General features: G+C 66.9%; 11 protein-coding genes. 3 read left to right on the forward strand and 8 right to left on the reverse strand.

The annotated features are described in order from the left end of the window. Nucleotides 1-87: 87 nt before the first annotated feature. Both HMPREF3088_RS04610 and rsmI read right to left on the reverse strand, forming a co-directional pair. A complete protein-coding gene (locus HMPREF3088_RS04610; protein WP_070758643.1) occupies nucleotides 88-2,031 on the reverse strand; it encodes a BCCT family transporter in 1,944 nt (647 codons plus the stop codon). 182 nt (nucleotides 2,032-2,213) lie between these two features. Then, nucleotides 2,214-3,146 carry a 16S rRNA (cytidine(1402)-2'-O)-methyltransferase gene (gene rsmI, locus HMPREF3088_RS04615; RefSeq protein ID WP_371441297.1) on the reverse strand — a complete coding sequence of 311 codons (933 nt, stop codon included), beginning with the start codon at nucleotides 3,144-3,146 and terminating at the stop codon, nucleotides 2,214-2,216. A 125-nt stretch (nucleotides 3,147-3,271) separates the two neighbouring features. Between rsmI and HMPREF3088_RS04620 the strand changes: the two genes are divergently transcribed. After that, complete coding sequence (locus HMPREF3088_RS04620) at nucleotides 3,272-4,774, forward strand: dolichyl-phosphate-mannose--protein mannosyltransferase (protein WP_246818051.1); 1,503 nt, start codon at nucleotides 3,272-3,274, stop codon at nucleotides 4,772-4,774. Nucleotides 4,775-4,803: 29 nt separating this feature from the next. Here HMPREF3088_RS04620 and HMPREF3088_RS04625 read toward each other — a convergent pair whose 3' ends face one another. The 6 genes from HMPREF3088_RS04625 to HMPREF3088_RS04650 all read right to left on the reverse strand — a co-directional run bounded on the left by HMPREF3088_RS04625 (nucleotide 4,804) and on the right by HMPREF3088_RS04650 (nucleotide 10,527). Then, nucleotides 4,804-5,619 carry a zf-HC2 domain-containing protein gene (locus HMPREF3088_RS04625; RefSeq protein WP_070758645.1) on the reverse strand — a complete coding sequence of 272 codons (816 nt, stop codon included), beginning with the start codon at nucleotides 5,617-5,619 and terminating at the stop codon, nucleotides 4,804-4,806. Nucleotides 5,620-5,698: 79 nt separating this feature from the next. Beyond that, entirely contained in the window at nucleotides 5,699-6,121 is a 423-nt protein-coding gene (locus tag HMPREF3088_RS04630; protein WP_070758646.1) for a DoxX family protein, read from the reverse strand. A 33-nt stretch (nucleotides 6,122-6,154) separates the two neighbouring features. Further along, entirely contained in the window at nucleotides 6,155-7,489 is a 1,335-nt protein-coding gene (gene glpR, locus HMPREF3088_RS04635; protein ID WP_070758647.1) for a divisome protein SepX/GlpR, read from the reverse strand. Nucleotides 7,490-7,670: 181 nt separating this feature from the next. Then, nucleotides 7,671-8,366 (reverse strand): GNAT family N-acetyltransferase, encoded by a 696-nt coding sequence (locus HMPREF3088_RS04640; protein WP_070758648.1) that lies wholly within the window; start codon nucleotides 8,364-8,366, stop codon nucleotides 7,671-7,673. 30 nt (nucleotides 8,367-8,396) lie between these two features. Then, complete coding sequence (gene glp / locus HMPREF3088_RS04645; RefSeq protein WP_070758649.1) at nucleotides 8,397-9,635, reverse strand: molybdotransferase-like divisome protein Glp; 1,239 nt, start codon at nucleotides 9,633-9,635, stop codon at nucleotides 8,397-8,399. Nucleotides 9,636-9,639: 4 nt separating this feature from the next. Beyond that, entirely contained in the window at nucleotides 9,640-10,527 is an 888-nt protein-coding gene (locus tag HMPREF3088_RS04650) for a UTP--glucose-1-phosphate uridylyltransferase (RefSeq protein WP_210401486.1), read from the reverse strand. 130 nt (nucleotides 10,528-10,657) lie between these two features. Here HMPREF3088_RS04650 and HMPREF3088_RS04655 point away from each other — a divergent pair, with 130 nt between their 5' ends. Both HMPREF3088_RS04655 and mscL read left to right on the forward strand, forming a co-directional pair. Beyond that, on the forward strand, nucleotides 10,658-11,395 hold the full coding sequence (locus tag HMPREF3088_RS04655) for a 5-formyltetrahydrofolate cyclo-ligase (protein ID WP_070758651.1): 738 nt from the start codon (nucleotides 10,658-10,660) through the stop codon (nucleotides 11,393-11,395). A gap of 39 nt (nucleotides 11,396-11,434) precedes the next feature. Continuing rightward, nucleotides 11,435-11,899, forward strand: a complete 465-nt coding sequence (mscL, locus tag HMPREF3088_RS04660; RefSeq protein WP_070758652.1) for a large conductance mechanosensitive channel protein MscL — start codon at nucleotides 11,435-11,437, stop codon at nucleotides 11,897-11,899. Nucleotides 11,900-12,008 lie beyond the last annotated feature (109 nt).

Genomic DNA, 12,008 nt, shown 5'->3' on the forward strand with positions numbered 1-12,008 from the left:
GTGCCTGCTGCGCGAACAAAGCCCCACCTCCCGGGGCTAGTTCCGACCGGGTAGGTGGGGCTGAGTTCTGCGAGGGACCGTGGCGGCTTAGCTGCGTCCGCTGGCGTCCTCGCCGTTGCGGTTGTTGATGTAGTCGGCGACGTCTTCGGCGTCGACGACCTCAACGACCTTCCCGCCGTCGTAGACGCTCATCGTCTCCAGGCCGTCGAGGTCCTCGGCGACGTAGGACTGAGCGGCGGTGGAGTCCTCGACCGCGGCCTCGGCGTCTGCCGTCGCCGGGGCGTGCGGTGCGGTGGCTGCCGTCGTGCCGGTGACGTCCTCGCGACGGTTCTTCGTGCGGAGGGCGCGCTTCACGAGCTCGCGGTTTTCGCGTTCCCGGTATTCGCGGGCCACGCGCAGCACCATCTTCCGCTGGTTCTTCTGGTCCAGGTAAAGCGGATCGTCGCCCAGGGCCTTCACCACGGCGAACATCAGGGCGATGATGATGAACACGAATGGGGAGGCCGCGATAATCGTGATGTTCTGCAGGTTATCCAGCGAGTCCGCATCACCCGTGGTCAGCATGATCACCGCGATGGCGCAGGTGAGAACACCCCACAGGACGGTGACAACCGGGGATGCGACGAGGCGGCCGCGCTGAGACATGCTGCCCATCACCGTGGAGGCGGAGTCCGCCGAGGTGATGAAGAAGGTACCAAGCAGCAGCATCGCGATGATGGACACACCCGCGCCGAATGGGTACTCGTACAGCAGGTTGAACAGCATCTTGGTGGCATCACCGTCGCCCCAGATGGACTTGCCGGTCTCCTCGAGGTGGATCGCGGTGCCGCCAAAGATGGAGAACCACAGGATCGTCACGGAAGTCGGGACGAGCAGGATCACCATGATGAACTCGCGGACGGTACGGCCGCGGGAAATACGAGCCAGGAACATGCCCACGAACGGGGACCAGGAGACCCACCATGCCCAGTAGAAAATGGTCCAGCTAGACAGCCAGTCACCGGCGTCCTCGGAGGACTGGGCGGTGCGGGAGGCCATGGCGAAGAAGTCCTGCAGGTAGTTGCCCAGCGTCGTCGGGACCATGTTCATGATGACGACGGTCGGGCCAACAACGAGGACGAACAGGGCGATGATCGATGCCAGCACCATGTTCGTATTCGAGATCCACTGAATGCCCTTGCCTACGCCGGATGCGGCGGAGATCAGGAAGGCGATGCCGAGCACGACGATGATGCCAACGATCAGGGTGTTGCCGGGGTTATCGACCCAGTCGACGATTTCCATGCCCGAGGCGATCTGGCGAGCACCAATACCCAGGGAGGCGGCGGTGCCGAAGACGGTGGCGAAAATAGCCAGGATGTCGATGAGCTTACCGAGCCAGCCCTCGGCCAGGCGGTGGCCGATCAGCGGGATGAACGCGGAGCTCAGCAGCTGCTTGCGGCCCAGACGGAACGTGCCGTAGGCGATGGCCAGGCCGACGATGGCGTACAGCGACCATGGGTGCAGACCCCAGTGGAAGAGCGTGGAGGCGAAGGCCTCGCCCACGTTGCCCTCCGGGCGGCCCGGCACGCCGGTGCGGAAGTGGGTCAGCGGCTCGGTGGTGCCGTAGAACATCAGGCCGATGCCCATGCCGGCGGCGAACATCATCGCAACCCAGGAGAATGTTGAGAACTCCGGCTGTTCATCATCCTTGCCGAGCTTGATGTGGCCGAACTTCGAGAAGGCCACGAAGAGCACGAAGAAGACGAACACGGTCGAGGCGAGGACGAACAGCCAACCCCAGTCGACGACGACGTAGTCCAGCGCCTGGCTGGCGAAGTTGGCGAAGGACTCGGAACCCACGAGCCCCCAGGCCACCACGGCGAGGACGAGCGCGGCGGCGGGGCCGGTGACGACCCAGTCGATGCCTGCGCGCTCGTCCTTGGCCGCGGCACTATCCGCGGGTTCACTCAGCCGCGCGGCGTCTTGGGCCTCTTGCGGCGAGATACTGCCTTCCTTCAGCTGGTCAAGGGTGTTCTCAGAATTGCTCATTGCCCCACTGTGCGTGGGATTTTTGCGTTTTGCTAGTTTTTGGCGCCGTTATCGAGCTCGCAACGGGCTCACAGCGGTTTTCTAGGTGGCTGCCAGAATTGTTATAGCGCTGTTCAGGGCGCTCTTCCCTACCAAGAGATAACAATCTGATAACAAATTCGCTTTGATGCGCAGGTTGTGGCCTATTTTTCCGCCCGGGCGGCCAGTACCGCCTCGTAAACGTCCCGCTTTCCGAGACCGTGGGAGGCAGCCACCTCCCCGGCGGCGGCCTTCAGCCGCTGCCCCTGGGATACCAATTCCTCGACCTCGCCCACGACGTCTTCGGGCGCGACCTCCGCGGTGGCCGCGGTCGCCTCGATCACAACAGTGATCTCCCCCTTGACCCCGGCCTCCGCCCACTCGGCGAGCTGACCGAGCGTGCCCGCCTTGACCTCCTCGAAGGTCTTGGTGAGCTCCCGGCACACAGCCGCCGAACGCTCCGGCCCCAGCACCTCGGCGGCAATCCCGAGCGTCGAGGCCAGCCGGTGGGGTGACTCGAAGAAACAGACGGCCTCGTCCCCGCTGCGGGCGGCGTCGAAGAACTGGCGGCGCTGGCCGTCCTTCCTCGGCGCAAAACCCAGGAAGCGGAAGTGACCGACCCCGATCCCGGAGAGCGCCAGTGCCGTCGGCACAGCGGACGGACCCGGCAGGCAGGTCACCGGGACGCCGCGTTGGTGGGCTGCGACGACGGCAGGAAAACCCGGGTCCGACACGGAGGGCATGCCCGCGTCCGTGATGACCAGCACCCGCTGGCCGGTGGCCGCGGCTTCGACGAGCTCCTCGGCGCGGTGCTCCTCGTTGTGGTCGAAATTGGAGAGCACCTTGCCACGGATGCTGACCCCCAGCGCGTCGGCGAGCGCCCGGCTGCGGCGGGTATCCTCCGTCGCGATCACGTCTGCGGTGGCCAGGGCGTGGAGCAACCGGATCGACGCATCCTGCGGGTTGCCCAGGGGCGTGGCAGCCAGAATGATGCCACCGTCCGGCAGCGGCGGATTGGCACAGGCCTGTTCCCACAGGTGGCCGAAGTCCGGGGCTGGGGCGTCAATGGTGCGGGAGTGCGTCGGTGCGGAGCTCATGCCACCAGCATGGCACCGCTTAAAGCAAAATCCACATCGGATAAGCTTTCCCTGTGACAACGAAGACCACCCCGGCGCCGACCACCGGGCCAGCCGAGCCCCGCGTGGGCCAGCCGAAGCAGCGGATGAACCAACGCCGTTGGGCTCTCATTCAGCTTCTGCTGGCCGCCTTCGCTGCCCTCCTTCGGATGGTCAATCTGGGCTCCCCCACTGACGGCGGTACCCCGGTCTTCGACGAAAAGCACTACGTCCCCCAGGCCTGGCAGATCCTGCGCGGCTGGGACCACCTGGTGCTGGGAGGCATCGAGGATAACCCCGGCTATGGGCTGGTCGTGCACCCGCCGCTGGCCAAGGAGATCATGGCCGCCGGAATGGGGGTCTTTGGCTACACCCCCTTCGGCTGGCGGGTGTGCTCCGCGCTAGCGGGCGTGGCGGTGGTCTGCCTGATCGCGGGCATCGCCCGGCGGTTATCCCGCTCGGATCTGGTCGGCTTGCTGGCCGGCGTGCTCGCCCTCTCCGATGGCATTCTGCTGCTGACCAGCCGTTCCGGAATGCTGGATCACTTCCAAACGCTCTTCCTGGTGGCCGCGGTGTACTTCCTGGTCCGCGACCACGAGGAGATGGAGCGCCGCTACCGGGCCGTGTTTCGTGAGGGCCGAATCGGGGACTTCCCGGCTGGGCCGCGGCCGGGCTTCCGCTGGTGGCGCTTCGCCGCCGGCATCGCGCTCGGTGGCACGCTGGCGATCAAGTGGTCCGGGCTCTACTACATGGCCTTCTTCGGCGTGGTCCTCGTGGCCCTGGATGCGCACCGTCGCTGGCGTTATGGCGTGCGCCGCCCGCTGCTGGGTGCGCTGCTTCGGGACGCCCCGCCGCACTTCTTCGCGGTCGTCATCATCCCGGTGTGCTGCTACCTGCTGTCCTGGCGGGCGTGGTTCGGCAGCGAGACCTCCGTGTACCGGCACGCGGTGGAATCTGGCCTCGTCGAGGACGCCACCGCGCTGGCCGAATCCCCGCTGGGATTCCTGCCGGATTCTGTCCTGAACTTCCTCTACTACCACGTGTCGGTGCTTCGCTTTCACTCGGAGCTGACCAACTCGAACGGCCACAACCACCCGTGGGAGTCGAAGCCCTGGTCCTGGCTGGCCTCCACCCGCGGCCTGATGTACTACAACCCCAGCCACGAGGACGGCACCCGCACCGTGGAGCTACTGGTTGGGACGCCGGCGATCTGGTTCCCCACCGTGCTGGTGCTGGCCTATGGTTGCTACCGCCTGGCCCGGTTCCGGGATCTGGTGTGGGTCGTGCCGGTCGTGGGTTTCGCCGCAGGATTCCTGCCGTGGCTGCTGAACACCGACCGCCAGATGTACCTCTTCTATGCGCTGAACCTCGCGCCCTTCCTCATCATCGGCCTGGCGCTGATCTGCGGCCGTGTCTTGGGGTGGCGCATGGCGCCCGGCAGCACGCACCGCCCGGTGGCATGGTTGCAGTCCCACGCCGGCCTGGTACTGGTCGTGGCCTACATGGGCTTTGCGGTGTGGAATTTCCTATTCTTCCTGCCGCTGTACACGGCCATGCCGCTGAGCCCCGCCGAGTGGGCAGCCCGCATGTGGCTGCCTTCCTGGCACTAGGGCTTCCTGGAACTAGGGCAATCGGTCGGCTAGTGGCGGCGATGATCGCCGGGATAGTAGCGAGAATGCTCCTCGGCATCCACCGCGGAAAAGTTCATCGGCTTGGCTGAGAGCACGTGCCAGGAATCGCGCAGCGGCCGAATCGTATGGTGCCGGGAGAGCCAGCAGGTCACCAGCGCGATCACCGCAGCGAGGTGAATGGCGAGGTTGCCGATGAGTGCCGGATCGACCCCGGTGCCACCCGCCAGCCCCATAATGATGTCTCGGGTGGCGAAGCCCCCGCCGAAGGCCCACATCCCCAGGTAGACGGGCAGCAGCCCGCCGGCAGCGCGAGGCGCCCAGGATGCCCAGGCTAGGCCCGCGCCCAAGGCGAAGCGGCTGATGGCCGCATCAATCATGTATTTCGCGAGCTCCGGGTCCGCGGCCCCCGCCTGCGGCCCCTCCCCCGGCCGGATGGCTTCGTAGAGCTGCGCGGGATCCGCGGTACCCGCGGTCGAGCCAGCAAACAGGAGGATCGCCCAGAGGAAATAGACGACCGCAAGCACCGCCAGCGCGATGCGGGCCCCCAGCAACGGCAGCTGCCGCCGACGAATGTCGCCACCAACCTCGGGGGTTTCCTCGGCCACCTGCAGCACCTTGGCCGCGAGATCCGCACCAGCCCCCTGGGTCGGCGCGGGCGGGTTGGCCCGCAGCCGCAGGTCGCGCCCGATCGCGGTCACCTGCGCGTACCACGCCTGGCACTCCTCACACTGAGCCACGTGGGCGTCCACGATCTCTCCCGGCACCGCGGCGTCCTCGCCGTCTAGCCGCGCCGAGAGCGCTGCCCGAACTTCTGCGCATTCCACAGACCTTATGCTCCCCTAAAAGCCTCGCGCTGCCAAGCAGAGGCGGCGCTAGCCCTTTCCACCCCGCTCACCCGACGGCTCACCCGAAGCGGGAGAATGCCCGGTCCAGGCTGGCCCGCCCGGAACCGAAGACCACGATCGCCAGCAGCCCCGCGCACAGCACCAGCGGCAGCTCGATGCCGTTATCGGCGGCGAAGAGCCCCTGGGACCAGTGCACCAGGTACATCGCGGCGATCATGTGCAAGATCAGCAGGCCAGCCATCAGCGGCGCCAGCAGGCCCACGACCAGAAGCGCTCCCCCGATGAGCTCCAGCCCGGTGGCCAGCCAGGCGGAGAGCTCGGGCTGCGGGATCCCCTGGTGGGAAAACTCCGCGATCACTCCGGAGTCTCCCCCAAGCTTCTGGATGAAGAGTTTCTGCCAGCCGTGGGCGATAAAAATGGTGCCCAGCACGGCGCGGATCAGCAGCAAGGCGCCGTCGCGGGCGACCTGGTGTTCCAGCATCGTTGACTATCCGCCGTGTTCTGCGCGTACGCCTTAGACTGCGCGGATGTGGGTGCGGTCGTGCGGACCGTCCCAGTAGTCCAGGTCCGCGTCCTCGCCCGGGTAGTCGTCGAAGCCGTCGTCGAAGAAGTCCCCGCCGTTGGCGTAGGCCAGGTTCTCCAGCTCCGGGTCCGCTTCGTCCGTTTCGACGACGATCGCGCCCGGCCGCAGCAGACGGTCCGGAACGCCGAGCTCGGCGTCCTCCAGGTTGCGCACACCCAGGCGAGCGCGGCGCATCCGTGCAAGACGGCGGCGGCGCAGCTTGGCCTCCTCGATCGCCTGGCGGCGCAGGTTGAACAGGTACACGCCGGTGAGCGCAGCCGTCACGAGGAAAGCGATCCACAGCTTGCCACCGACGATGAGGCTGGCGATCAGGGCGATCGCGGTCAGCCCGGCGAGCACGCCGAGCACCTGCTTGCGGCGCTGCAGGCGGCGGTTGTAGAGCTGCTGGGATGCGACCGGGTCGTAGACTCCACGGCCCCGGCGGGAGGCGATGAATTCCATGTCCTCCTCGGACAGCTCGAAGCTCTCCTCCTCGGCCTCGGCCAGCGGCGACTCGGCCTCGGCAGCCTCGTCCTCCTCACAGACCCCTGCGTCCACGTGCAGGTCCCCGCCGCGGAAGTAGGCGGTCGGGATGTTACGCAGCGCTGGCTGCTCCTCCAATGCGTCCTCGGTGTCCGCGTCCGCAGTGTCTGCCTGCTCCGCCTCGGCCACGCGCAGGGTCGCCGGCGTGTCCGCACCGGCGTCCTCGTGCTTCGCGTCCTCGTGAGCCATCGTGTCTGCTGCGTCGTCGGCCAGCTCCGCGTCGACCGTGACGGACTCGGTGCTCATGGCCGGCACCTCGGCCGGGACGGTGCGACGCTGGGCGTCCGCCACGTGCTCCTCGCCGTCCAGGTCCTCGGCGTCGGCGTCGACGATCTCGCCCTCCAGGGTCTCCAGGTTGGTGGTCTCGTCCGCGGCGTCCTCGGCGACGTCGGTGTGGTCCTCGTCGACCTCTGCGTCCACTGTCTCCACGCCATCGGCGATGTCGGCATGTTCGCTGGAACGCTCCTCGTCGCGGGCGTCGACGTCCTCATCGAAAAGGACGTACTCCGGTTCCGCCTCGACGAAATCGATGTCCGCGTCCACGTCCTCATCCGAGGACATGTAGTGCCCCTCAGCGGGAAGCAGACGGCGCGGACGGCGGGAACGCTTGGCACCGCCTTCGTGCAGAATTCGGGTCTCGGACATGCCCCGCGACGTGCGGCGCACCGGAGACTGCTTGCGCAGCAACAACGGCGCCATCAGCAGCAGCCATACTGCGAGGATCAACAGAAGGGAGCCGGACACTTATGCTCCTAAAAGCTAGACAGCGGTTTGGACCTCTGGGGTGTACCCAGCGGGTGAACTAGCCCTGCCGGAGGATGGCGGCAAGGCCAGCAACAATACCTTCCAAGGTATCGGCAACCTGGGTGCTTCGCTTCCTGCCACGCCGCGCGGCGAGCCAAAACGCGGAAGTTTTGCCTGAGGCCTAGTCGACCCGGAAACGTCCCTGGTTCGCGAGCCGATGGGTGATTCCGGGGCCGAGCTCCTCGACTGTCTGGGCGACCAGCAGGTGGTCCGTCCACTGCCCGTCGATGTGTAGGTTGCGCTGCAGCCGCCCCTCGACCCGGTACCCGGTGTTCTCCAGCACGCGGCGGGAGGCGGGGTTGTCCTCCATGACGGTGGCCTCCACCCGGTGCAGGCCGAGCCCCAGCATCGCCAGGTCGGTACCCAAGGCGACGGCGGCGGTAGCCACCCCACGGCCCTGCCAGCGGGAATACACCCAGTAGCCGATCCAGCAATTACCGATCGTGCCGTATTGCATGTTGCCGAGCGTGAGCTGGCCCGCAAACTCGCCGGCTACCTCGATCGCCAGCGACATCGCTACCCCCTGACGCTCCGCGAACTTGAGTCCCCGGTAGGTCCGGCGCCACATTTTCGGCGAGTGCGCCTCCTCCCAGGAGGTGGCCACGGTCGGCTCGACAGGGCGCAGGAGGTGTTCATCGGCGATGCGGAAGGCGCGCCAGGCCGCACCGTCGGAGCGGCGGAGCTCCCGCAGGCGCACCGGCAACTCCGTGGCGGAGTCAGCAACGGCGCCCGGTCGCTGGCGCGCCTGCGGCAACCACACGGTAGGCACCCGCCACCGCGCCCCGTTGCCCCTGGCCAGGCGCCTATCGAGCTCCACGTCCGCCGCTCCCCGGTGAGTTCCCCGCGGCTAGGAGCGGTTGGTCAGGAAGAGGACGTCGACGAACTGCCCCGGCGCGACGTGCGTCTCTTCCGCAGGCACGGTAATCAGGCAGTTGGCCTGGCCATAGCTGCCGAGCAGGTGGGTCGGTTCCCCGCCGCCGACCGCGCCGAGCGGGTCCACGAGAAACTCGCGGGTCTCCCGGTCGCGCATCAGCTGGCCGCGGATGAAGCCGCGGCGACGCGGCGCCGAGTCGATCGCGGCGATGGTGCGGGCCCGAACCACCCTGCGGGTGGCCTGGCGCTGGCCGCGGATGATCTGGATCAGCGGGCGGACCAGCACTTCGAAGGCCACGAGCGCTGCGGAGGGGTTGGCCGGCAGCAGGAAGGTCGGCACCTGGTCGGCGCCGAGGGTGCCGAAGCCAAGGATGGAGCCCGGGTGCATCGCAATGCGGGTGGTTTCCATCGGCCCAAGCTCGCCCAGGATCTCGCGCAGCTGGTCGCTGCCTTCCCCACCGATCGCGCCGGTGATGACGAGCACCTCGCTGCGCATCAACTGGGCTTCGAGAACCTCCTTGATGCGGCGGGGCTCGCCAGCGAGGATTCCCATGCGGTGCGCTTCAGCGCCTGCCTCCTTGGCGGCGGCAGCTAGGGCGTAGGAGTTGGCGTCGTGGATCTGCCCCAGGCCCGGGTCGCGGTCGATGTCGACGAGCTCGGGGCCGAAGGCGAGCACGCTCAGTCGCGGGCGTGGGTAGACCAGCACCTTGGAGCGGCCGATGGCTGCGAGCAAGCCCACCTGGGCCGCGCCGAGCACTGCGCCCTGCTCGACGACGACGTCGCCCGGCTGGACGTCGGAACCGAGGCGGTGGACGAACTCCCCCGAGTTCACGGTGCGTAGCGGTTCCACGTGGCGGCCGTCGACCTCCACCCAGTCAAGCGGAAGAACAGCATCGGCGAGAGTCGGGATCGGCGCCCCGGCGTGGACGCGCACGGTCTGGCGCGGCTGCAGCCGAACGGGACGGCTCGAACCTGCGGTGACCTCACCGACGACCGGGAGGGTGGGCAGCTCGCCGTCGGCGGGCTCGCGGACGTCCACGGCGCGCACCGCGTAGCCGTCGATGGCGGCCTGGTTGAAGCCGGGTACCGCCCGGTCCCCCTCGATCTGCTCCGCGCAGCGCAGACCGAGCGCCTCAGAAATGGAGATGCGCACCGGTTCCGGCGTGACCGCCGCCGCGGAGATGATCGCTAGCTGTTCCTCAACGCTGCGCATGGGGCTACTCCCCGAGTCGCTGCTCGAGCCACTGCTTCAGGGACTCCCCGTAGGTCTCATCCTCGAGAGCCATGTCCACGCACGCGCGGATGTAGCCGCCTGGGTTGCCGAGGTCGTGGCGCTTGCCCTGGTGGACGACGATGTGCACCGGGTGCCCCTCGGAGATCATCAGCTCGATGGCATCGGTGATCTGGATTTCCCCGCCCTTGCCCGGCTTGGTGCGGGACAGGGCCTCGAAGACCTGCCGGTCCAGCAGGTAGCGGCCGGTGGCCGCGAAGTTCGACGGGGCGTCTTCGAGGTCCGGTTTCTCGACCATGCCGTTGACCTTCTTGACCTGCGGGTCATCGGAGTCGGCGGCGATATCGAAGACACCGTACTTGGAGACGTCCTCCTCCGGCACCTCGACTGCGCACAGGACGGAGCCACCATAGCGCTGGCGCACCTCCAGCATGGTCTCCATGATCCCGTAGGGCAGGACGAGGTCATCCGGCAGCATGACGGCGAAGCACTCCTCGTCCTCAGCGAGGTGAGATTCGGCCAGGCCGATGGCGTGACCAAGGCCGAGCGGCTCCGGCTGCTCGATGGCGGCCACGTCGATCAGGCCGTCGGTGGCGCGAACCTTCGCGAGCTGGTCCTCCTTACCGCGAGCTTCGAGGGTGGCCTCGAGTTCAGCATCAGTGCGGAAGTGGGCCATGATGCCCTGCTTCTTCGGGGCGGTGATGATCGCCAGGTGCTCAGCACCAGCCTGGGCGGCCTCCTTGGCGATAAGCTCGATCCCGGGAGTGTCGACCACGGGGAGCAATTCCTTGGGCACCGTCTTCGTCGCAGGCAGGAAGCGCGTCCCCAGTCCTGCGGCGGGGACCACAACTGTGCGAAGCTCATTGGAAGTCATGAGGTGCATCGTACCGCCCAGCTAGGCCAAAATGCTGGACTTACACCCGGTGCGGGCCGGAAAAGATCCGTTGAGAATTCCGCCACCGCCACCCCACCCGAATAGAGAGCAAAAAGCAGCGAAGGAGACCATGCCCCACAACCCCGAAGAAACCCGCGCTGCGAAGGCTGATCTGCGCGCCGAAATCCGATACACCCGCAAGCAGGTTCCGGCAGCGGAGCGCGCCCAGCGCGACCGCGCCATCCAACACCATCTGGTGGCAGCTCTGGAACAGCGGTTCCCCGGCTCCCGGCCGGTAGTGGCCGCGTTCAGCGCGCTGCCGGGCGAGCCCGGAGGCGCAGACCTGCCGCAAGCCCTGCGGGATGCGGGCTATGAGGTGATCCTGCCGGTCGTTAAGCACCACCCACGCCGGTTGGAATGGCGGACGTTCACTGGCGCGGCGGGCCTGGTGGCGAACTCGATGGGGATCCTGGAGCCCACGGGCGAAAACCTAGGAGAACTGGTCGATAACGCGGACGTCGCCGTCCTTCCCGCCCTCGCCCTGGGCTCTGACGGCACCCGGCTGGGCCAGGGTGGCGGATTCTACGACCGCACGCTCGCCGACTTCGTGGCGGGCGATGCCTCGCATCCGTCCGAGAATGTGGAGGTATCAAACGCCAACGCCGCCCCCACCGTGGCTCCGGCTGTGAATCCGGTCACGATCCCGGGGGTCGGCACACCGTTCCCTGCACCCCGGTTGCAAGCGATCTGGGCCGTGGTGGACGACCCGGAGCTGCGTGTTTGCGTTCCCGCAGCCCCGCACGACCTCGCGGTCGCCACCGGAATCACCCCGAACGGGGTCTATCATTTTCCCAGCTCATCGGTATAATAAATTCAGTCTTTTATAATTTTAAGAAGGGGATTTTTCATGCTGTCTGGATTCAAGGAATTCCTGATGCGCGGCAACGTGGTTGAGCTCGCAGTGGCCGTCGTTGTCGGTTCCGCGTTCACCGCTATCGTCACCGCTTTCACTGACAAGATCGTCAACCCGCTGATCGCTGCGCTGGGCGGCTCCCCGGAGTTCGGCCTGGGCTTCCACATCCGCGAGGGCAACCCGGCCACCTTCATTGACTTCGGCGCCGTCATCACCGCTGCGATCAACTTCCTGATCATCGCGGCCGTGGTCTACTTCATCCTCATCATGCCGATGAACAAGCTGGCCGAGATGAACGCTCGCCGCAAGGGCATCTCCACCGAGGAGGCAGCTGCAACCGAGACCGAGCTGCTGGCCGAGATCCGCGACCTGCTGCAGCAGCAGAACGGTGTCTCCACCAAGAAGGTCGACCCGTCCGTCGCTAACGACGACGATCCGACCGGCCGTCACGCTGAGTAAGTCCCGCTGAGCAATTCGCTCAGCCGTATTCCAGCTCTACGCTCGTCGAACTAGTTCTTCGCCCGCCCCCAGTGGGGCGGGCGTTGTTCTATCCAGAACTCTTTATCGA

The sequence above is a fragment of the Corynebacterium sp. HMSC22B11 genome (genome assembly GCF_001815965.1).
GTDB lineage: Bacteria > Actinomycetota > Actinomycetes > Mycobacteriales > Mycobacteriaceae > Corynebacterium.